Origin of the sequence: Rhizobium sp. 2MFCol3.1 (assembly GCF_000377565.1) — a bacterium.
Classification (GTDB): Bacteria; Pseudomonadota; Alphaproteobacteria; order Rhizobiales; family Rhizobiaceae; genus Rhizobium.
Map to the genome: position 1 here is coordinate 104,141 of NZ_KB898368.1, position 20,923 is coordinate 125,063.

Below are 20,923 nucleotides of genomic sequence, written 5' to 3' on the forward strand. Positions count from 1 at the left end.
GCAGATAAAGTGGGCGTATGATTTCAGACAATTCCAATAAATCAGCTCTGATTGGGCGGCGGCAGGCTCTTGGCCTGCTCGCTGCCCTTGCCGTTGCATGGGATGCGAAGGCGGCGATAACGCCAAGCCGCATCGCGGCGATCGACTGGGCGATGCTCGAAACCCTGATGGCGCTCGGCGTGACCCCGATCGCGGCGACCGAGCTTCTTCAGTTTCGCATCGATTCCGTCGAGCCGGACATGCCGGCCTCGGTCGTCGATCTCGGTTTGCGCGGCTCGCCCAACTTCGAGCTGCTTCACCTGCTGAGGCCTGAACTCATCCTGATCTCGCCCTTTTATGTCAGGCATCAGCCGGCGCTGGAGGCGATCGCCCCCGTCTACTCGCTGCCTTTCTACGTCCAGGGCGAACCGCCCTATGCCAAGGCGCTCAACGCGGTCTCGCAACTGGGTGATCTGCTCGATCGCGCGGATGCCGCGGTCAAAGTGCTGGCCGATCAGGACGCATTGCTGGCAGGCCTTCGCCAGCAGCTCGCTCCGTTCGCGGCGCGGCCGACCTACATCATCAATATCGGCGATTCCCGTCACTTTCGCGCCTTCGGCGCCGACAGCATGTTCGGAGACATCCTGCAGCGGCTCGGCCTGCCGAATGCCTGGACGGACCGATCGCGCTTCACCTTCGCAGCACCGGTGCCAATGGAAAACCTCGCCGCCAATCCCGAGGCGCGTATCGTCATCGTCTCCGATATCCCCGTCGAGGCGCGTAGCAGCCTGCGCAACAGCATGATCTGGAAGTCGCTCAAGCCGGTGAAAGAAGGCCGTGTCGTCAACATCGGCAACGCCAACCCCTATGGCGGCATCACAGCCGGCCTTCGCTTCGCGCGGCTCTTGAGCGAAGCGCTCGTCAAAGGCGGAGAGACGCTTTGACATCGCGCACAACCTGGATCTTCTTCGCCGCCGCGACAGCGCTTGCGGTCCTGCTCTTCCTGCAGCAGGCGCTCGCCTTCCTGCCGCTTGCCGCCTGGCCATCGCTGCCGCTCGCACCTGACGGGATGACCACCGAACAGATCATCCTGGCTTACGGTGTCTTTCCAAGAGCCGCCGTCGCCATATTGGCCGGCGCCGCACTCGGTCTTGCAGGCGCCTTGCTGCAGCGGCTGCTCCGAAACCCGATCGCCGATCCCTCGACATTGGGCGTCTCCGCCGGCGCCCAGCTCGCCATCGTCGCGACGACGCTTTTTTATCCCGCGATCCTCGATGGTTACCGCGCGCTGGTGGCGCTTGCTGGTGCCGCCGGCGCAACGGCGCTGGTTTTTCTGCTCGGCTGGCGCCGCAGCTTCGATCCGGTCACCATGGTCGTCTCCGGGCTGCTCGTCGGCATCACCTGCGGCGCATTGTCGGCCGCGATGACGCTTTCGCAGGGCGAATACCTCATGTCGCTGGTGACCTGGAATGGCGGCGCGCTCGGCCAGCAGGACTGGTCGGTCGCCTCGACGCTGGCGCTCGAATTGCTCGTGGGCCTTGCCGCCAGCATCCTGCTGCTGCGGCCGCTGGCGCTGTTCGGCCTCGGCGATAGCGGCGCGAAGTCGCTCGGCGTCGGGCTCGTCGGCATACGCGTGGCGGTCGCAGTGATCGCGGTTGGCCTGGCGGCCGGTGTCGCGGCGAGCGTAGGTCTGGTCAGCTTCGTCGGCCTTGCCGGGCCCGCCCTGGTGCGTGGCCTGGGCGTCCGAAAACCGCATGCCATCATTCTCGCATCGCCCATCGCGGGTGGCTTGTTGCTCTGGCTGTGCGATGGCCTGGTACAATTCCTCGGCTCCACCACCAGCGAGACGTTTCCGACCGGCGCGATGACGGCCCTGATCGGTGGCCCGCTGCTGCTGTGGCTGCTCCCAAAGGTGAAGCCGGTCGAGTTGCACGAGGAGCGCGCGCATGTGGCCGAGGCGAGGGCGCCGCGCACGTGGCTTATCCTGCTTCTCGCCTTCCTGCCGGCGGTCGCTCTGCTGGTTCTTTTCCTGGCGCGGACGCCCGCAGGGTTCACACTGCTTTCGGCGCAGGACTTCACTGATCTTTTGCCCATGCGCTGGCCAAGGCTGCTGGCCTCGGCCGCTGCGGGCAGCCTGCTCGCAATCGCGGGTACAATCTTGCAACGGTTGACCGGTAATCCGATGGCAAGCCCGGAGGTCCTGGGCGTCAGCGGCGGCGCCGGTGTCGGCTTCGCGGCGGCGATCACCATCGTGCCGGCGGCCGGCGTCGCCGAGCTTTTCGCCGGCGCGGGTATCGGCTCCATGATCGTGATGATCATCGTCATCGCCTTTGCCAGCCGGCGTCAGCTCTCGCCCGAACGGCTGCTGCTCGCTGGCATCGCCGTCAGTTCGCTGACGTCGGCTATTCTGTCGGCGCTGCTTGCGATCGGCGATCAGCGCTCATGGCAGATCCTGTCCTGGCTCGGCGGTTCGTCCAATACGGCAACGCCGGCATCGTCGATCGTCCTTGCAGTTCTGGCAATCGCCTGCACCGGCATCGTACTTTTCTTCACGCGCTGGCTGACGATCCTGCCGCTCGGCAGCGCGGTGCCGGTTGCGCTCGGCGTGCCGGTACGCTCGGCGCGCACCGCGATGATCTTCGTGGCCGGGCTCGCGACTGGCGCGGCGTCGCTGTTGGTTGGGCCCTTGAGCTTCGTCGGGCTGATGGGACCGCATATTGCGCACCGCGCGGGCTTTATAAAGCCGGCGCATCAGCTTCTGGCGTCGTCGGCGATCGGGGCGCTGTTGATGATCATTGCCGACCTCGGCGCCCGCACGGCGACCTTCCCCTACGAGCTACCGCTGGGTCTGTTCGCGGCGCTCGCCGGCGCGCCCTATCTCGTCTGGCTCATCGCCCGCAGGCGGTGAGCGTCAAGGCAACACAGGTGGCATTGCAACGCCCAGCCGCTCGACATGGCCGCGTAGCCCATCGATAATCCCAGGGAACAGGCGGACGCCATCGGCAAGCGCGCTGCGCTTGCGCGCCAGCCCGTTTTCACCGGGCAGGCGGACGCGTTCGACGCCGGGGCGTGGCAGATTGTCGTGACAGGCATCGACGAGCCATCCGGTCTGGCGCAGGAAGGCTTCGCGACCGCCGAATGCGGCCGGATCGAACACTTGCACCGTGACGGCAGCATTCGTCCCCTTCGGCGCATCGGCGCGACCATAGCCTGAAAGCGCCTGCGTGAAGGCTTCGACATGCAGCGCCATGCCGTATCCCTTCTGGCCGTGATCCAACCCGCCGGTCGGTAGCAGCGTCCCGCCGTTTTCGATGACCTTAGGGTCGCGGCTGGGGTTGCCGTCTGCGTCCATCAGCCATTCGTGTTCGTACTGACGGCCTTCGCGAATCAGGCGCTGCGCCATGTTGACCGTCGTGATCGAGGCGCTGATATCGATCAGGATCGGATCGCCCGATGTGGGGATGCCATGCGCCACAGGGTTTGGCGTATAGACGCCCTTGCGGCCGCCGAATGGGGCGACCTGTGCGCCGGAAGGGCTCGAGCTTGCGATGCTCACCATGTAGCCCCGGTCGGTTGCGATCGACAGGTAGGCGGCGAGACAGCCGATATGGTGGCTGTTTGCAATGGTGATCGTCGCCGTGCCGTAGGTCTCGGCTCGGTCGCAGGCGAGCTTGACGGCCTCCGACGTCAGCCATGCGCCGGGCAGGCGATTTCCGGCCCAGGCGACCGCAGGTCCACGATCCGATATGACGTCGGGGCTGCCCGCGCGCGTCATCACGCCATCGGCGATGCTCTGCAGATACCAGCCGGCGAGCGCAAGGCCATGGGTCGTATGCCCCATCAGATCCGCCTCGACCAGATAGCGGGCCACGGCATCGGCTTTGTCGTCCTGAAGGCCAGCGGCCGCGTACATGTCCTTGGCAAAGCTGCGCAGCGCGTCCGGCGCGTAGCGGATATCGTTGGTGTCGTTCACCAGTCTCTCCGTCGTTGTTGAAGCTGCGATGTGCTCAGCGCGCGAGAAAGCGCGGCTCGAGCGTCTTTCCATCCAGCGCATCCAGAACATTTCTTGCCGCCATCACCGAGACCGCCCGCTTGGCATCAACAGTCACGCCCGCCACATGCGGCGAGACAAGCGTGTTGGGCAGCTTAAACAGCGGATTGTCGACGCCGGGCGGTTCCTGCTCAAAGCTATCGAGGCCAGCGCCGGCGAGATGGCCGTCCTGCAGCGCGCGGATAAGGGCTGCTTCATCGACGACTTCGCCGCGCGCCGTATTGATCAGCAGAGAACCGCGTTTCATCAACCCGATCCGGCGTGCATCGATCAGCTTGTTCGTCTCAGGCGTCAGCGGACAGTGCAGGCTGACGATATCCGACGAGGCAAGCAGCGTATCCAGATCGGTCTCGCGGCGGATACCCGAGACAAAGGCGCTTTCGGGCGTATGCGGATCGAAGGCGATAACCTCCATGCCGATGGCGCCGGCCATTTTCGCGAGCGTCTGGCCGATAAAGCCGAAGCCGGTAATGCCGAGCGTCTGGCCGCGCAGCTCGCGGCCCTGGTACTGGTTCTTGTCCCAGATGCCGTCACGGATCAACGCGTCCTGTCGCGGCAGATCCTTTGCGAGCGTCATGATCATCGCGAGTGCGTGTTCGGCGACCGAGTGGCCGTTGCTGCCTGTTGTCATCGATACCGGAATGCCGAGCTCGGTGGCGGCTGCGACGTCGATATCGTTGGTCCCGACGCCATGCTTGGCGATATGCTTGAGCCGCCCGCCGGCCTTCATTTCCTCAGGCCCCAGCTTGTCGGCGAGCAGGCGGATGATGACCGCATCCGGCCGGTGGGCCTTCATGATGTCGATCACGGCCTGTCTGTCGATATAGGGCTCGGTCGTCACGACCGTAGCGCCGGCTTCGACCAGCAAAGAAAATCCCTCCGGCGCCAACTGGCCGCCGAGAACGATAACCGTCTTGTCCATTGCTCATCTCCTCCCGAGAGAATGGCAGGGCCCGGCGCGATGGCGCCAGAACGCTTGAAATCTCCGTTCGGATCAGGCCGCCTGACGGCGCGGCGAGCGGGCCATCAGTCGGGCATAGGCGATGGCCGATAGCATGTTGACGTGATTGGCCTTGCCGGTGCCGGCGATGTCGAAGGCCGTGCCGTGATCCACCGAAACGCGGTCGATCGGCAGGCCGAGCGAGACGTTGACGGCCGTCTCGAACGCTACGAGCTTGATCGGGATATGCCCCTGGTCATGATACTGCGCGATCACCAGATCGAAGGCGCCGTTATAGGCGCGGGCGAAGACGGTGTCGGCCGAGATCGGCCCGACCACGTCGATACCCTTGGCCTGCGCCAGTTCGACGGCGGGCGCCAGGAATTCCGTGTCCTCTGTGCCGAACAGGCCGTTTTCACCGCAATGCGGGTTGAGACCGGCAACGGCAATGCGGGCCTTCTTGCCGAGCCGCAGGAAATGCTTGTGCCCGGCTTCGATGGTCGCCAGCACACGCTCTGTGCGCGCCCGCTCGATCGCGCCCTTCAGCGAGATGTGCGTGGAGACGTGAATGGTGTTGAGACGCTCGGAGGCGAGCAGCATGAACGAGCTCTTCGAGCCGGTCAGATGCGCCAGAAGCCCGGTATGGCCGTCGAAGTGATGGCCGGCGAGGTTCATTGCCTCCTTGTTGATCGGCGCGGTCACGATGACATCGGCCGCGCCGGACATCGCAAGCTCCACGGCACGGGTGATATAGCGAACCGAAGCGTCGCCGGCGACCGGGCTGACCTTGCCGATTTCCGGCAGGGCAGCGCCAAGGTCTACCTCGTCGACAGCGATCGTGCCTTCACCAGCGGAACCGGCGGGCGCGAAGTGCAGGCCCGTCTCGGCCGAGCGATTGGCGCGTTCAAGCGCTTCGGTGTTGCCGACGATGACGAAATCGCGGCGCTCGATCTCAGGCAACGTTGCCAGCGCCTTGACGATCACCTCGGGGCCGACACCAGCGGGGTCACCCAGCGTCACCGCGACTTTTGCATTTCTGTCCATCAGTCACATTCCTTATTGGATCAAACGCACCTAGTAGGCGGCTTCGTATATCGAACGTATGTCGGCGCGCGCGAGATCGCGCGGGTTGTTGTCGAGGAGACGGCGAATGGCGAAGGCGTCGTCCGCCATGGCGTCGAGATCGCTATCCGGTACACCAAGCGCAGAAAGCTTCATCTCGATGCCGAGATCGGCGCAGAAGCTATAGGCGGCGTCGAAGACCGACTGTACGTCGTCCGATGTCTTGCGGCCAAGCGCGTCCATCACCGCGCGTGTCTTCTCGGGAACCGATGGCGTGTTGAAGGCCAGCACGTGCGGGAAGATCAGCGCGTTCGCGGCACCATGGGCGATATGCCAGCGCGTGCCGAGCGGATAGGCCAGCGCATGGCCACCAGCCGTGTTGACCGGCCCGAGACAGAAGCCGCCGTAAAGCGAGGCGAGCGCGAGCCCGGCGCGGGCTTCCGCGTCGGCGCCATCCTTGACGGCGCGGGCGAGATATTTGCCGACCAGCCGCGTTCCCTCTATCGCGTAGAGGTCGATCATCGGATGCGCCTTGCGGTTGGTGAAGGCCTCGACGCAATGCGCCATGGCATCGACGCCGGTGGCCGCGGTCGTACGGGCCGGAACGGTAAAGGTCAGCGCCGGATCGATGACGGCGATGTCGGCCAGCATGTGAATGCTTTCGACGGCGAGCTTGGCCATCGTATCCGGATCGGTGACCAGCGCGCGAATGCCCGCCTCGCTCCCGGTTCCAGCCGTGGTCGGCACTTGCGCCAGCGCGACGCGGCGGGGTCCGTGAACCTTGTTCGGACCGACGACTTCGCGCAGCGTCTGCGATGAGCCGGCGAGCACGGCTGCCAGCTTTGCAAGATCCATGGCGCTGCCGCCGCCGAAGCCGACGACCAGCTGCGCATCCGCCGCATTGGCGGCAGCAAGCACCTTGTCGAGATTGGCGGTATCGGGCTCCGGCGTCACATCGGCGAAGACCGTGATTTCACCCTTGAGGCCGAGCGTGTCGACACGCGTGGCATTGAATGCGTCGGAAATGACCAGGATACGGGCATAGCCCTTGTCGCTCGCCCATTTCCCCAGGCGCTCCGCCGTCCCGACGCCGAACTCGATGATTTCGGGTCTGATGATTGTGATAGGCGAATCCAAGCTGACCACCGGATTACTCCTCCCCCTGCGGTATCGCGGCATCTTTCGGTGCCGCCAAGATGTAAATTTGTTATACCAGCTACGTCGCCTTGGCAAGCTTGGACATTAAGTTTGGCTGGAAAAATGCAATATGCTGCGGAAAATCGGCCATTACACCGGCTCCTATGACGATTTATCTAATTGATATTACATATTTAACTTGCAAACGGTGAATTGTGTCGCCTGCGGACGCGCCTCAAGCGACGCGCTCTAGCATGAGCAACGAATTTGTAAATTCAAAGCAACAAACTACCAGGTCGGCGCGCCAAACGAATCCGTTGGCACGCCGAGTTGACAAGCGAAACGCAATTCCGGCGTCAGCCGAGCGCATCCTGTGATAGCCGCACATATTTGATTGCGCGTCGATAGTAGGTGTAGGCGATATGCACCGTGCCGTCGGCCCCTTGGGTGATCGACGGGTAGGAGAATTCCCGGTTAACGGCGTCTTTCGAGTTGTTGCTCAGGCAGTAGCCATCGCCGGTATCGAGGTCGATCCGGCGCGGAAAGCTGCGGCCGCCATCCGTCGAAAAGGCGAGGCTGAGCGGCGCGCGCGGCACGCCCCAGATCGCCTTGCGCCTCTGGCTCGGCTCACTGGTGACGGGGGCGGGCGCCTCGTCCCCCTCGATTTCGTCGTAGAGCGACAGGCGCCGGGCGTTAGACATCGAGGCGTTACAGTGGTTGTAAACCATTGCTACCGAACCGCTTTCCAGCTTCACCGCCTGAATGGACGAGTTGTTGTTCGGTAGGTCGATCGGCTCCGGTGCGCTCCAGCTCTCGCCGTCGCTCGAGCGGCTGGACAGTACGGATTCGGCGAAACGGTTGCGATAGAAGGCGACGAATTCACCGTCTGGCAGGGGCGCGATGTTCATATGCACCGCGCCGATGCTGTCGGGCACCTCCGCCATCGCCCAGCTCTTTCCGATGTCGCGCGAGATCAGTACGCCCGCGGTATCGGCGTCACCGGTCCAGCGTTCACCCGGCAGTCCGATGCAGCGAAAAACCGGCAGCAGCCAGGTGCCCGCGTCATTCACGACGATCGGTTGGCGCACGAAAGTGCCGGGAATATCGCACAGTACGCGGACCTCGCCAAAGGTGCGGCCGCCATCCGTGGAGATCCGACATTTGACAACCGAGCCATCCTGGTTGCCGGATGTCTGCGACGTGTAAAGCAGCCAGACATCTCCGCCAGGCGCGTTGAAAATCAACGGGTTCTGCTCGGATTTCGCCGGGTCATCCGACATTTTTTCCGGCTGCGACCATTGCGTTGCGCCGGGCGCCAGGCGCGACATGTAAACCGAGATGTCGCCCATGCCCTCCATCGTGCCGCCGAACCAGACGCAGGTCAGCGTGCCATCCGGCAAGAAGGCCAGGTTGGCGGCGTGGTTCTGGATGCAGGGGGAGGGGAGATAGGCGTCGAAACGCCCGCTCTCGCTGGGATTGGCGATGATTTTGCCGGTCATAAGAGCCGGAACGGCGTCCGGTTGTAAACCCGTGAAGGCCATGGTCGTCCTCCTTTAGGGCAGTGTCTTGTAGGCTTCGGCAAGCGATGCGTAATCGGCGTCGCTGATCGGCATCAGCGGGGCGCGCGTGCGCTTCCAGGCCGGATTGCCGGTCTTCAGGCCTACCATCGCCTTGATCGTCGGGATCTGCACATAAGAGTTGGAAAGCGTGCGGTAAGCGTTGATGCGCGCCTGCGCGGTCTCGACCGCCTCAGCGCCGCTTTCGTCGTGCACCTTGTCATAGACGGTGCGCAGCGAATCCGCGACTAGGTTGGACGTGGCGGTGATGCAGCCGGCGCCGCCGGCCTTCAGCAGCGGCAGCAGCAGCGGATCGGCACCGGCGAGAACCGAGAAGCCCGGGTAGGCGGCGATGATTGCCTGCATGTTGTTGAAATCGCCTGCTGATTCCTTGATTCCGACGACCGTGTCGGGGAAGGCTTCGATCAGCCGGCCAATCAGCGGAACCGACAGCGGCACGCCGGAAACCTGTGGAATGTGATAGAGGATGACCTGCAGCTTGCTGTCGGCGATCGTCTCCAGGATCTGCGAATAGACGGTAAACAGGCCGTCGTCGGAAACGCCCTTGTAATAGAAGGGTGGCAGCATCACCACCTTGGTGACGCCCAGCGACAGGGCATGCTTGGTGAGGTCGACCGTTTCCTGGATGGCGACGACGCCGGTGCCCGGCAGCAGTTTGTCGGCAGGAATGCCGGCCTTCAGCGCCGCCTCGAGGATCGCCTTGCGCTCGCTTGACGAAAACGAGTTTGCCTCGCCCGTTGTGCCGAGCAGAGCCACGCCGTGGCATCCCTCTGACAGCAGGCGCTGGCAATGTTCGGTGAAGAGGCCGAGATCCGGACTTCCATCGGCATTGAGTGGGGTTGCGGCGGCGCTATAGACACCGGTGATCTTGTGCTTGTTCATGTCGTCCTCCTCGGATGAACGCCGCATATGGCGGCAAAAGGCGGGAAACCCGGCCTGCAAGATGCGGTTTTCTTCATCTTCGTCTGGCATGTTGTCAATATGACAATAAGCATTTCAATCGATCGTATTTTTCAAGCCATTGAAATCATGTAGGAAAATTTTTGTCGATTTTGTCGAAGTGTGGATGAATTAATTTTTGTTGACATATTTACATTATCGAGCGAGTGTCTGCGCCATGTCATGACGCACTTTCGGGATGGAGCGAAAGAGTCAAGCGTCATCGGTTTTGTCATGGGAGGATGGAATGACTGATCGGACTAAAGAAAATAGAGACCAGCAGCAGGGGCAGGGAATGTCGCGCCGCGAGGCGCTGAAGCTCGGCCTCGCCGCAGGCGTTGGCCTGACGGTTTTCGGCCTCAATGCCAAGATCGTGCTCGCCGATGACGGCCAGGTGCTGAAGGTCGCCAATCCGGCGTTCAACCAGGATTGGTCGCCGCTGCGCGGCGGTGGCGTTCCGTTCCGCTGGAACTCGATCTGGTGGGCCTCGCCGATGTATTTCGACAGCGAAGGCAAGATCAAGCCTTACGTCTTCACCAGCTGGGAATCGCCGGATAACAAGGTCTGGACCTTCAAAATCGACCCGAAGGCAACCTTCTCCGACGGCAGCAAGATCACCTCGGCCGACGTCAAGGGCTCCTGGGAAGTCGCTTCCATGCCTAACACCAAGAGCCAGCGTGCCGACCAGGTGCTGAGCAAGGTTCAGGGCTACAAGGAAATCGGCGCCGGTTCCGGCAACGAGCTGACGGGCGTCGCGACACCTGACGAAGGCACCGTCGTCGTCACGCTGACGGAAGCCGATCCGATCTTCTTTATGCGCCTTGCCAACCACATCGCGCCGATCACCAAGGCCGCGCAGTCTCGTGGCAGCGATGGCGAGGAAGTGGCGGACTGGTACAAGCCAGACAGCAGCGCCGTCTATTCCGGCCCGTTCAAGCTCACCAGCATCGATATCGACGCCGGCAAGCTGGTATTCGAGCCGAACGAGAACTTCTTCGGCCCGAAGCCGAAGCTGGCGCGCATCGAAATCACCTCGATCGAAGACAACGTCACCGCGACGTCTCTCATCAAGTCCGGCGAGTTCAATGCCCATACCGAGCTCGTCACCTCGACGATCATCCAGGATCTCGGCCCCGAATTCTCCGCCGGTCCGCTGATCCCGACCAGCCAACACTTCTGGTTCAACGTCACCCGCGCACCGATGGACGATCCGAAGGTTCGCCAGGCGCTGATCATGGCGATCGATCGCGACGGTCTCTTCAAGGCCTCCTATCCCGATGGTCCGCACAAGAAGGCCGATCAGATCCTGAATTCGGTTCCCGGCGCCGACAATTCCGGCTTCGAGCCCTTCCCCTATGATCCGGCAGCCGCCAAGAAGCTGCTTGCCGAATCCAGCTATGGTGGACCTGAACGCCTGCCGAAGATCCTCTTCGTCGGCATCTCCGCCCCGGCCATCCAGGCAGCGGCGCAGTACATTGCCGAGCAGTGGCGTCAGAACCTCGGCATCACCGCCGTCGACATGAAGCCGCAGCAGGACTCCTATGCCGGTCCGGACCAGAACGCGGTGCAGATCTTCCGCGACGACGTCGGCACTCGTGTTCCTGACGCCGTCTCCTATCTCGCCGGCTGCATCGCCTCGACCTCGTCCAACGCCCAGAACAAGCTCGGCGGTTACAAGAACGACAAGGTCGATGCCGCACTCGCTGAGGCCGCGACCAAGGCGGCCGACGATCCAGATCGCGTCAAGCTCGCCCAGGATGCCCAGAAGGCATTCCGCGAGGATTGGGCCTTCATTCCGTGGTACTCTCAGGCGATGTCGCGCTGGGCCACCAAGGAGGTCAAGGGCATGGAGAAGAACCTCGACTGGCAGGTCGTGGCGCCCTGGGACATTTCGATCGGCTGAGCCGGTTAGAAGCCTACGAACAGATAGCCCGTCCGCAATCGGATTTTGGGCAACTTAGCAACCGCGCGAAGACCGCAAGGCCTTCGCGCAAGTTTCAAGAAGACATCGCATGTCCGCGCGAGCGCGGAAACGTGTCTACCAACCGGTGGGAGGTGACCTTGTTACGCTACGTGCTAACCCGGTTTGCCATCTGGATTCCGTCAGTCCTCATTGTCATGCTGGCCGTCTATGCGCTGGCTTTCTATGGCGCTGGCGATCCGATCAAGCTGATCTTTCTGCGCGCACCCGGCGATGTCGCCTATAACCCGCAGCGCATCGAAGCCATCCGCGAAAGTGCCGGCCTGAACAGGCCATTCATCGAGCAGTTCGGCCTTTACATCTGGAACCTCCTGCATGGTCAGTTCGGCAATTCGCTGACATCGGGCCGCTCGGTCTGGGCCATGGTCTCGGCCGCCGCGCCCGTATCCTTCAAGCTGGCGCTCTGTTCCATCATCCTCACGACGGTCATTGCCATTCCGCTCGGCATGATCGCCGCGATGAACCAGAACAGCCGCCTCGATTACACAATCCTCGGCTCGGCGCTCTTCCTCTGGGCGATCCCGGCCTATGTCGCCGGCCCGCTTCTGATGGTCGGCCTCATCGTGCTGATGCCGATGATCAAGGTGCCCTATGGCTGGGGCGGCGTCTTCGACGTGCGCATCCTCTTGCCGCTGATCGTTCTCTCCTTCCAGCCGATCGCGCTCATCGTGCGCCAAACGCGCGCCGCCGTCATCGAGGTATTGTCGGAGGATTTCGTCCGCACAGCCCGCGCGAAGGGCGTGCCTGAAATGGTCGTGGCGCTGCGCCATATTCTGCGCCCGGTGCTGACACCCGTCGTCACCCAGCTCGGCCTGATCATGATCACCATCGTCAATGGCGCGATCTTCGTGGAGCTCGTCTTCGGTCTGCCCGGCCTCGGCCGCCTGACCGTGCAGGCGCTCACCAATTCCGACTATCCCGTCATTCTGGCGATCACGCTTATCGGATCCTTCTTGGTGATGATGTCGAACCTTCTGGTCGATGTTCTCTACCCGCTGCTTGATCCGCGTGCCAACGATGCAAGAAGGAGCCGCTGACCATGTCCGCCATCCCTCTCTCTCCCGTCGCCCAACAAGAAGAGGCACCCGTCAGCCTGTGGCGCGATGCCTGGTATCGCCTGAAGCGCAACAAGCTTGCCGTCTTCGGTCTCGCTGTCGTTCTCATTCTGGCTTTCGCCGCGATCTTCGGCCCCTATCTGACGCCTTATGACTATCTGAGCCAGGACCTGCAGGCCCGCAATGCCGTTCCGTCGCTGACGCATCTCTTCGGAACCGACGATCTCGGCCGCGACGTCTTCAGCCGCGTCGTCTTCGGCACCCGCACAGCCTTCCTGGTGGCCGTTATCGTCACCGTCATCGCGGTCTTCATCGGGACCTTGCTCGGCGCAATCGCCGGCTTCTTCGGCAATCCGTTCGATCGCGTCATCATGTGGTTGACCGACATGACCATGTCGGTGCCCAACCTGCTGCTCGTCGTCGTCATCAACGCATCGTTGAAGTCGCCGATCACCAAGTGGATGGAAGCGCAGTATCTGGCGACCCTTAATCCCTTCTACCGCCAGACGATCTGGGTCGACTTCATGCTGGTCTTCGGCTCGATGGCTTTGATCTCCTGGCCGCCTTATGCACGCCTCGTTCGCGCCCAGGTCCTGTCGATCCGCAGCCGTCCCTATATCACTGCCGCCCAGGCGCTCGGCCTGTCGAACTGGATCATCATGAAGCGCTACGTCATCCCGAACGCGCTTGGTCCGCTGATCGTCTCGGTCAGCGCCGGTCTCGGTACGGCCATGGTTCTGGAAAGCGCCTTCAGCTTCCTCGGCGTCGGCGTCAATCCGCCCACGCCCAGCTGGGGCAACATGATCTCCGACGGCCTGCGTGTCTGGCAGCACTATCCGCACCTGCTGGCTGCTCCGGCTGCCGTCCTCGGCCTTGCCTCGGTCGCCTTCAGCTTCCTCGGCGATGGCCTCAACGACGCACTCAATCCGCGGGGTTCCAAGTGATGAACACGACGCGATCCAATGAGAAACTGCTCGACGTCCGCGGCCTGACCGTCGAGATCGACGGCAGGAACGGCCCGGCGGTCGTGGTCGATGGCATCGACCTCCACGTCAACAAGGGCGAGACGCTCGGCGTCGTCGGCGAATCCGGCTGCGGCAAGAGCCTGACCATGCTCAGCCTGATGCGGCTTTTGCCGAACAAGATCAAGGTCACCAAGGGCTCGGCGAGCTTCGATGGCCACGACCTGCAGAAGATGTCGAACAAGGAACTGCGCAAGGTGCGCGGCGGCGATATCGGCTTCGTCTTCCAGGACCCGATGACCTCGCTCAACCCGGTCATGCGCATCGGCGACCAGATCTGCGAACCGCTGATCTACCACCGCGGCATGAAGAAGGCCGAGGCGCGCACCCGCGCTGTCGAGCTTCTGCGCCTCGTCGGCATTCCGGGCCCGGAGGAGCGACTGCAGGCCTATCCGCACGAGCTTTCCGGCGGCATGCGCCAGCGCGTGATGATCGCGATCGGCCTTGCCTGCAATCCGAAGCTCCTGATCGCCGACGAGCCGACCACGGCGCTTGACGTCACCATCCAGGCGCAGATCGTCGATCTGGTGAAGGACCTGCGCGCAAAGCTCGGCATGTCGGTCGTCTGGATCACCCACGACCTGGCGCTGATCGCCGGCCTCGTCGACCGCGTCGCCGTGCTCTACGCCGGCACTGTGGTCGAAGATGCGCCGGTCGACGAGCTCTATGCCCGCCCGAGCCATCCCTATACGCGCGGCCTCCTGGCCTCGATCCCGAAGCTGTCGGACGCGCCGGCAAGCCGTCTGAGCTCGATCGGCGGCACGCCGCCGGAGCCCGGCCGTCGCCCCAAGGGCTGCCCCTTTGCCCCGCGCTGTCCGCTGGCGGAAGCCGTCTGCCACGAGCGCGTGCCGAAACTTGAGCCCATTTCAGGCGCCGGAAACCACCGCACCGCCTGCTTCGTCGTCCAGAAAATGCAGGAGGCCGCGTGATGGGTGCCCAACCGCTGCTCAAGGTCGAAAACCTCGTCAAGCATTTCCACGTCAAGCTCGGCGCCTTCGGCGAACGCTCGGCGACGGTCTATGCGCTCGATAACGTCAATCTCGACATCATGGAGGGCGAGACGCTCTCGCTCGTCGGCGAATCCGGCTGCGGCAAGTCGACAACCGGCTTCACCATTCTCAACCTCTACAAGGCGACCTCGGGAAAGGTCGTCTACAAGGGCCAGGATCTGGCGACGCTGGATGAAAAGCAGATGCGGCCCTTCCGCCGCGACCTGCAGATCGTCTTCCAGGATCCTTATTCGACGCTCAACCCGCGTATGACGATCGGCGAGGCTGTTGGCGAGCCGATCCTCTTCCACAAGCTCTGCACCAAGGCCGAGCTGAAGGACCGCGTCGCGGCACTTCTGACCGATGTCGGCCTGCCGACCCGCTTCGCGCAGCGCTATCCGCATGAGCTTTCCGGCGGACAGCGCCAGCGCGTCGTCATCGCCCGCGCGCTCGCCTGTCAGCCGAAGTTCATCGTCTGCGACGAGGCAATCTCGGCGCTCGACGTCTCGATCCAGGCGCAGATCATCAACCTGCTGCTCGACCTGCAGGAAAAATACGGCCTGACCTACTTGTTCATTGCCCACGACCTTGCCGTCGTGCGCCATATCAGCACCCGCGTCGGCGTCATGTATCTCGGACGCCTGGCGGAACTCGCGACCCGCGAAGAGCTGTTCGAAAACCCGCTTCACCCATACACCAAGGCGTTGCTGTCGGCCGTCCCGGAAACCGATCCGGAACTCGAGCGCACCCGCACCCGGCAGATCCTGCAGGGCGACGTGCCGAGCCCGCTCAACCCGCCGAGCGGCTGCCGCTTCCATTCGCGCTGCCCGATCGCCATGGATGTGTGCAGCAAGGTCGTGCCGGAGTGGAAGGAAGCCAAGCCCGGCCATCTCGTTGCCTGCCACGCGGTCAACACGGGACAGGCTGCATGACGCTGAAGGTCGCGATCATCGCTGACGATCTGACCGGCGCGCTCGACACGGGAACCCCCTTCGTCGACGCCGGTCTTTCCGTTGCCGTGGCGATCGAGATCGAAGCTATCGAGGACGCTCTGGCGACTGGTTGCGAGGTGGTGGTGGTCAACACCGCCTCGCGCGCCCTCCCGGAGGGGGAAGCGGCGAGAAGGGCCGGCCTCGCGGCCAGCGCTCTTCTTGCCGCACACCCCGACATCGTCCTGAAGAAGATCGATTCCCGGCTGAAGGGCAATGTGGCTGCCGAAAGTGCCGCTATTGCCGCCATCTTCGGCCATCGCGAGATCACCATCGCGCCTGCCATTCCTGACCAGGAACGCTTCACTCGCGACGGCCATGTCGTCGGGCGCGGCGTCGAAAGGCCGTTGCCGATTGCCGCCCTTTTTGAGGGTCGTGAAGACAAGGTTGTTGTCGTCGATGCCGACAGCGATGCGGATCTGGACCAGCTCGTCCCCGGGCATGATTGGCAGACGACGCTTGCCGTCGGCGCGCGCGGCCTCGGCAGTGCCATTGCCCGTCGCCTTCGCCGTGGACGCGATGCGACGACTGTATTCGAACCGGCCCGCAACACACTGTTCGCATTCGGCTCCCGCGACCCGATCACCGCCGCGCAGATGGCCAGGCTTGAGGCGTCGGGCGCTTTGCGTGCATCGCTTGCGGCCCCGATGGGCGCGCTAAATGAGACAGAAGCGCTGGGCTTGCCGGCGCTGCTGTGCTGCACCGGGGAAATGTCGGGGGACGCGGTAGCCGTCGCCGATCGTTTCGCCAAGGGCGTGAGATCGGCGATCGAGCGGACGCAACCTGATATGCTGATGGTCGGCGGTGGTGATACGGCGCTGGCGGTGTTCCGGGCGCTCGGTGTTCGCACCTTACTGCCCAAGGGGGAAATAGAGGCGGGAATTCCCTGGTTCGACGTGACCGATGTCGATGGTCGCCATTTCCGTTGTGCGGTAAAATCCGGGGGCTTTGGGAATTCCGATAGTTTGCTAAGACTGATTCCTCAGAATCAGGCGGCGTAAAGTAATGCCGGCGGGGAGAATGGACGTGGATGAAGCAAACGGTGCGCCGGCAACCCCGGCGCCGAAGCCGGAGCGCGGCAAGCCTATGAAACTGGTGGACCGCGTGTTCGATCAGTTGCAGGAGCGTATTCGTGCCGGAAACTACCCGCCGGATTCAAGGCTGCCCGGCGAGCACGAGCTGGCGTCCATGCTTGGCGTTTCCCGGCCGATCGTTCGCGATGCGCTGGCCAAGCTGCGCGATCAGGGCATGGTCTATGCCCGCCAGGGAGCCGGAACCTTCGTCAGCGCCAACAGCTCGCCGACGACCCATCTTTCCTATTCGCCGGTCAAGACGATCGCTGATATCCAGCGCTGCTACGAATTCCGTCTGACGATCGAGCCGGCCGCCGCCTATTTCGCCGCCAAGCGCCGCGACGAGGCCGCGATCCAGAAGATTGCCTCGGCGCTTGCCGATCTCCGGGAAGCCACGAGCCATCAGCTGCACCGGACCGACGCGGATTTCAATTTCCACCGCGCCGTGACAGAGGCCGCCAACAACCATTATTACACCGCCTCGATCGATGCGCTCAAAGCGCATATCGCGGTCGGCATGCATCTCCACGGGCTGTCCCTGCTGGGGCCGAGACCCGGACTCGAACAAGTCTTCCAGGAGCACAACACCATCTACAAGGCGATTGCCGAAGGCCGGGCCGAAGAGGCACGCGACCTGATGCAATCGCATCTCGAAGGCTCTCGTGATCGGTTGTTCGAGGGCAGGGCGCTCGATCTGTCGTTCTGATGCTTTTGGGCATATCCGTGTCGCGCTTTCGCGACACGGATATGCGGCCAATCAGGTCGGCGGTGCGCCAAGTGCGTGAAGGATGCCACGTAGCTCGGCAAGCCCTCTCAAGCGACCGATCGCCGGATAGCCTGGCGTGGTGGTCTTGGTGAGGTCGTCGAGCATGCGGTGGCCGTGGTCAGAGCGGAAAACGATCGTCTCGTCGGCCTTGCGGTTGCGATCCTCGGAGACAAGCTCCTTCAGCACGGCGACCATGTCGACATCGCCCTCAAGGTGGGCGCTTTCGTGGAAGCTGCGTCCATCGCCTTCGCGTTTGGTCGCCCGCAGATGCGCGAAGTGAATGCGCGAGGCAAACCGGCGTGCAATGGCGGGCAGGTCGTTATCGGCGCGTACGCCGAGACTGCCGGTGCAGTAGCACATGCCGTTCGCCGGCGACGGGACAGCATTAAACAGTGCCGCGTAATCCTCGGCGGTGGAGGCGATGCGCGGCAGGCCGAATAGCGAGCGCGGCGGGTCGTCGGGATGCAGCGTGAGCTTGACGCCACGGGCTTCCGCGACCGGCGCCACGGCCTCAAGAAACTCGATGAGATGCTGGCGCAGCCGGCCGGCATCGATGCCGGCATAGGCGGCGAGACGGTCTCGAAACTCCGGAATGGTCAGCGGCTCGGTGGTCGATCCCGGCAAGGCCGAGGTGATGTTGCGGGTGATATCGGCAATGTCGCTCTCCGACATGGCCCCGAATGCGGCGCGGGCGCGAGCCTTGTCCTCCTGGGAGTAGGCCGCGTCGGCGCCGTCGCGCTGAAGAATGAACAGATCGAAGGCGGCGAATTTTTCGTGGTCGAAACGCATCGCCGTCGCGCCGGTGTCGATCTCGTGGTCGAGATCGGTGCGCGTCCAATCGACGACCGGCATGAAGTTGTAGCAGACGATCGGGATGCCGCAGGCCGCAACCGCTTCAAGGCTTGCGATCCACGCCTCGATCTCCGCCTTCGCCTGGCCACCCTTGCGCTTCACCGCATCGGGAATCGGAATGCTCTCGACCACCGACCAGGTGAGCTGCGAACGCCCCGGTGGTGTCGTCTCGATCATCGCCTGGCGCTCGCGCACCTCGGCCTCGGTCCACGCGCGGCCGATCGGCACCTGGTGCAGCGATGACACGATGTTGGTCGCTCCGGTTTGCCTGACCTCGTCGAGCGCGACCGGCGCATCCGGTCCGAACCATCTCCAACCCTGCCGCATCTGTTTCCTCCTTCAATGCCTTTTGTTTTGGTGTCGCTGTTCGTCAGCAGAAATAATCGGGGTAACGCGTGCGCAGTTCCGCCACATCGGGGATGACGGCGCTCAGATGATGCGTCATCGCGGCTCGCGCTGCCTCCACATCATGCGCGGCGATCGCGTCGCGGATGATCGCGTGCTCGCCGACCACATTCTCCATGCGGCCGAGCACCGGTAGCGTCAGCCGTCGAGCGCGGTCTATCTGAACCTTGACGGATTTGAGGATGCCCCAGATGCCCGGATAGCCCGCAATCTGCGCTATCGCCTCGTGAAAGGCTTCGTCCTCTTCGTGGAAGCCCGACGTGTCGCCCAGAATGGAGAGCGCCCGCTGGCGTGTAATGATGGCATCGAGGCGGGAGAGATCAGCCGCCGAGGCGATTTCAGTCGCGCGCTCGACCGTCGTTCCCTCCAACGCCTTGCGCACCACGACAGCCTCGGGGATCGCCGACACCGGAACGCGCGACACGACGGTGCCCGACTGCGGGTAGATATCGACGAGCCCGCCTTCCGACAGTCGCAGCAGCGCTTCTCGAACGGGTGTCCGGCTGACCGCGAAATCCTCAGCGATCCGCTTCTCCTGCAGCGCCATCCCCGGCGGCATCTTCAGCGAGACGATGTCGTTATAGAGCCGGTCGAAAATGGCGTCCGCCGTCGTGACTCGCCGCAGCTTTGCCGGCCGCTCGGCCTGCGCCGAAAGCTCGGGAATGGCGGTGGCTGCGGCTGGATGCATGTAGGGCCCTAACGTTGACTTGAATGTGCATACTAGTATATCAATTCTACATGGCTGCCAAGACACACTGCGGAGGAACGGTGTTTCTGGCAAGAAATTCAGGAGGTTCCAAACAAAGCCGGCCAGAAAATCCGACCGCATAAATGGATCAGGATACGCACGTGCACGGATTTGTTGTGCTTTGTGCGGCCAAAAGAGGAGGAGAGAACAGCATGAAATTTACCCGCAGAACATTCGTCGGAACCGCAGCCAGCGCTGCCGTTGCCGCCATGCTTACCGTCAAGGTGTGGGCGCAGGCCAAGAAGCCCGCAAGCCCCGTGACCATCACCATTGCCGACGTCGCCGGCAACCTCGCGCTGACGCAGGGGATGTTTGAAGCCTATGCAGCCGAGAAAGCCGATTGGGTTTCGAACTTCGCCTTCACCAAGGCGCCGGCCCCCGAACTGCCCGGCAAGATCAAGGCGCAGCAGGCGGCCGGAAAGGTCGATATCGATCTGGTGCTGACAGGCACGGACGCGCTCTCGGCCGGTCTCGACCAGGGCCTCTGGCTCGACCTTTCCGCGCACAAGGCGGATTTGCCCGACATCGAAAAGATCCTGCAGCCGCAGGCATTCAAGATGCAGGCGCTCGCCAAGGATCAGGGCATCGTCATCACCTACTACCCCTCGGGCCCGCTGATCGAATACATGCCCGACAAGGTCGCCACGCCGCCGAAATCGGCGCCGGAACTGCTGGAATGGGCAAAGGCCAACAAGAACCGCTTCATCTACGCCCGCCCGGCCAATTCCGGCCCCGGCCGCACCTTCCTCATGGGGCTGCCCTATCTGCTCGGCGACAGCGATCCGCGCGATCCGGTCAAGGGTTGGGACAAGACCTGGGAATATCTGGCAGCACTTGGCGAGCACATCGAATATTACCCGACCGGCACCGGCCAGGTGATGAAGGAACTTGGCGAGGGGACGCGCGACATCGTCGTTTCCACCACCGGCTGGGACATCAACCCGCGTGCGCTCGGCATCGTTCCCGCCGAAGCGAAGGTGCAGAAGCTGGAAGGTTTCCACTGGGTGACGGACGCGCACTACGCCGTTATCCCCAAGGGCGTCTCCGACGAGAAGATCGCGGTGCTGATCGACGTCTTGAACTACATTCTGCAGCCCAAGCAGCAGGCAATCGCCTATGACGCCGGCTATTTCTATCCGGGCCCCGCCGTCAAGGACGTGACGATCGAGATGGCACCGCAGGAAAGCCAGGACACGATCAAGGAGTTCGGCCGGCCCGAATATGCCGACTGGATTGCCAACAACCCGCTGGAAGTGCCGCTCGAGCCAAAGCAGCTCGTCGAAGCCTTCCGGATCTGGGACGAAAAGATCGGTGCCAAGAAGGGCTGATCGCTGATATCGCCGGCGCCGGCTGCAATA

General features: G+C 63.1%; 18 protein-coding genes. 10 read left to right on the plus strand and 8 right to left on the minus strand.

The window, feature by feature from the left end:
- Positions 1-17 precede the first annotated feature (17 nt).
- Positions 18-923, plus strand: coding sequence for an iron-siderophore ABC transporter substrate-binding protein (locus D460_RS0124630; protein WP_018901269.1), 906 nt, complete (start codon positions 18-20; stop codon positions 921-923).
- Positions 920-2,887, plus strand: a complete 1,968-nt coding sequence (gene fhuB, locus D460_RS0124635) for a Fe(3+)-hydroxamate ABC transporter permease FhuB (protein WP_018901270.1) — start codon at positions 920-922, stop codon at positions 2,885-2,887. The genes D460_RS0124630 and fhuB overlap by 4 nt, the downstream gene beginning before the upstream one ends.
- A 3-nt stretch (positions 2,888-2,890) precedes the next feature.
- Here the strand turns inward: fhuB and D460_RS0124640 are convergent, their stop codons facing one another.
- From D460_RS0124640 to D460_RS0124665, 6 genes are all read right to left on the minus strand, one after another.
- The gene (locus D460_RS0124640; protein ID WP_018901271.1) at positions 2,891-3,952 is read right to left on the minus strand and encodes an Ldh family oxidoreductase; all 1,062 of its coding nucleotides are present in this window, start codon (positions 3,950-3,952) and stop codon (positions 2,891-2,893) included.
- A gap of 34 nt (positions 3,953-3,986) precedes the next feature.
- Positions 3,987-4,952, minus strand: coding sequence for a hydroxyacid dehydrogenase (locus D460_RS0124645; protein ID WP_018901272.1), 966 nt, complete (start codon positions 4,950-4,952; stop codon positions 3,987-3,989).
- A 72-nt stretch (positions 4,953-5,024) separates the two neighbouring features.
- Positions 5,025-6,014, minus strand: coding sequence for a 4-hydroxythreonine-4-phosphate dehydrogenase PdxA (gene pdxA / locus D460_RS0124650; protein ID WP_018901273.1), 990 nt, complete (start codon positions 6,012-6,014; stop codon positions 5,025-5,027).
- Positions 6,015-6,044: 30 nt separating this feature from the next.
- Positions 6,045-7,178: an iron-containing alcohol dehydrogenase gene (locus D460_RS0124655; RefSeq protein WP_018901274.1), complete on the minus strand. Its 1,134-nt coding sequence runs from the start codon at positions 7,176-7,178 to the stop codon at positions 6,045-6,047.
- A gap of 347 nt (positions 7,179-7,525) precedes the next feature.
- Positions 7,526-8,710, minus strand: coding sequence for an exo-alpha-sialidase (locus D460_RS0124660; protein WP_018901275.1), 1,185 nt, complete (start codon positions 8,708-8,710; stop codon positions 7,526-7,528).
- A 12-nt stretch (positions 8,711-8,722) separates the two neighbouring features.
- Positions 8,723-9,628 carry a dihydrodipicolinate synthase family protein gene (locus D460_RS0124665; protein WP_026283500.1) on the minus strand — a complete coding sequence of 302 codons (906 nt, stop codon included), beginning with the start codon at positions 9,626-9,628 and terminating at the stop codon, positions 8,723-8,725.
- A 304-nt stretch (positions 9,629-9,932) separates the two neighbouring features.
- On the opposite strand from D460_RS0124665, the gene D460_RS0124670 reads away from it, so the two are divergent.
- The 7 genes from D460_RS0124670 to D460_RS0124700 all read left to right on the plus strand — a co-directional run bounded on the left by D460_RS0124670 (position 9,933) and on the right by D460_RS0124700 (position 17,500).
- The gene (locus tag D460_RS0124670) at positions 9,933-11,588 is read left to right on the plus strand and encodes an ABC transporter substrate-binding protein (RefSeq protein WP_037112077.1); all 1,656 of its coding nucleotides are present in this window, start codon (positions 9,933-9,935) and stop codon (positions 11,586-11,588) included.
- Positions 11,589-11,746: 158 nt separating this feature from the next.
- Complete coding sequence (locus D460_RS0124675; protein WP_026283501.1) at positions 11,747-12,703, plus strand: ABC transporter permease; 957 nt, start codon at positions 11,747-11,749, stop codon at positions 12,701-12,703.
- A gap of 2 nt (positions 12,704-12,705) precedes the next feature.
- Positions 12,706-13,665, plus strand: coding sequence for an ABC transporter permease (locus tag D460_RS0124680; protein WP_018901279.1), 960 nt, complete (start codon positions 12,706-12,708; stop codon positions 13,663-13,665).
- Positions 13,665-14,672, plus strand: a complete 1,008-nt coding sequence (locus D460_RS0124685) for an ABC transporter ATP-binding protein (RefSeq protein WP_018901280.1) — start codon at positions 13,665-13,667, stop codon at positions 14,670-14,672. The genes D460_RS0124680 and D460_RS0124685 overlap by 1 nt, the downstream gene beginning before the upstream one ends.
- Positions 14,672-15,664 (plus strand): oligopeptide/dipeptide ABC transporter ATP-binding protein, encoded by a 993-nt coding sequence (locus D460_RS0124690; protein WP_018901281.1) that lies wholly within the window; start codon positions 14,672-14,674, stop codon positions 15,662-15,664. The genes D460_RS0124685 and D460_RS0124690 overlap by 1 nt, the downstream gene beginning before the upstream one ends.
- Complete coding sequence (locus D460_RS0124695; protein WP_018901282.1) at positions 15,661-16,722, plus strand: four-carbon acid sugar kinase family protein; 1,062 nt, start codon at positions 15,661-15,663, stop codon at positions 16,720-16,722. The genes D460_RS0124690 and D460_RS0124695 overlap by 4 nt, the downstream gene beginning before the upstream one ends.
- A gap of 19 nt (positions 16,723-16,741) precedes the next feature.
- Positions 16,742-17,500, plus strand: coding sequence for a FadR/GntR family transcriptional regulator (locus D460_RS0124700; RefSeq protein ID WP_018901283.1), 759 nt, complete (start codon positions 16,742-16,744; stop codon positions 17,498-17,500).
- Positions 17,501-17,551: 51 nt separating this feature from the next.
- On the opposite strand, the gene uxuA is transcribed toward D460_RS0124700, so the two are convergent.
- On the minus strand, positions 17,552-18,739 hold the full coding sequence (gene uxuA / locus D460_RS0124705; protein ID WP_018901284.1) for a mannonate dehydratase: 1,188 nt from the start codon (positions 18,737-18,739) through the stop codon (positions 17,552-17,554).
- 43 nt (positions 18,740-18,782) lie between these two features.
- A complete protein-coding gene (locus D460_RS0124710; protein WP_018901285.1) occupies positions 18,783-19,505 on the minus strand; it encodes a GntR family transcriptional regulator in 723 nt (240 codons plus the stop codon).
- 212 nt (positions 19,506-19,717) lie between these two features.
- On the opposite strand from D460_RS0124710, the gene D460_RS0124715 reads away from it, so the two are divergent.
- Positions 19,718-20,893: an extracellular solute-binding protein gene (locus D460_RS0124715; protein ID WP_018901286.1), complete on the plus strand. Its 1,176-nt coding sequence runs from the start codon at positions 19,718-19,720 to the stop codon at positions 20,891-20,893.
- Positions 20,894-20,923: the final 30 nt, after the last annotated feature.

Excerpts from the sequence above, each read along its gene's own strand:
- D460_RS0124660 (WP_018901275.1), bottom strand. The coding sequence starts at position 8,710 with ATGGCCTTCACGGGTTTACAACCGGACGCCGTTCCGGCTCTTATGACC.
- D460_RS0124670 (WP_037112077.1), top strand. The coding sequence starts at position 9,933 with ATGACTGATCGGACTAAAGAAAATAGAGACCAGCAGCAGGGGCAGGGA.
- pdxA (WP_018901273.1), bottom strand. The coding sequence starts at position 6,014 with ATGGACAGAAATGCAAAAGTCGCGGTGACGCTGGGTGACCCCGCTGGT.
- D460_RS0124645 (WP_018901272.1), bottom strand. The coding sequence starts at position 4,952 with ATGGACAAGACGGTTATCGTTCTCGGCGGCCAGTTGGCGCCGGAGGGA.
- D460_RS0124695 (WP_018901282.1), top strand. The coding sequence starts at position 15,661 with ATGACGCTGAAGGTCGCGATCATCGCTGACGATCTGACCGGCGCGCTC.
- D460_RS0124690 (WP_018901281.1), top strand. The coding sequence starts at position 14,672 with ATGGGTGCCCAACCGCTGCTCAAGGTCGAAAACCTCGTCAAGCATTTC.
- uxuA (WP_018901284.1), bottom strand. The coding sequence starts at position 18,739 with ATGCGGCAGGGTTGGAGATGGTTCGGACCGGATGCGCCGGTCGCGCTC.
- D460_RS0124680 (WP_018901279.1), top strand. The coding sequence starts at position 12,706 with ATGTCCGCCATCCCTCTCTCTCCCGTCGCCCAACAAGAAGAGGCACCC.
- D460_RS0124715 (WP_018901286.1), top strand. The coding sequence starts at position 19,718 with ATGAAATTTACCCGCAGAACATTCGTCGGAACCGCAGCCAGCGCTGCC.
- D460_RS0124630 (WP_018901269.1), top strand. The coding sequence starts at position 18 with ATGATTTCAGACAATTCCAATAAATCAGCTCTGATTGGGCGGCGGCAG.
- D460_RS0124665 (WP_026283500.1), bottom strand. The coding sequence starts at position 9,628 with ATGAACAAGCACAAGATCACCGGTGTCTATAGCGCCGCCGCAACCCCA.
- D460_RS0124710 (WP_018901285.1), bottom strand. The coding sequence starts at position 19,505 with ATGCATCCAGCCGCAGCCACCGCCATTCCCGAGCTTTCGGCGCAGGCC.
- D460_RS0124685 (WP_018901280.1), top strand. The coding sequence starts at position 13,665 with ATGAACACGACGCGATCCAATGAGAAACTGCTCGACGTCCGCGGCCTG.
- D460_RS0124700 (WP_018901283.1), top strand. The coding sequence starts at position 16,742 with ATGGACGTGGATGAAGCAAACGGTGCGCCGGCAACCCCGGCGCCGAAG.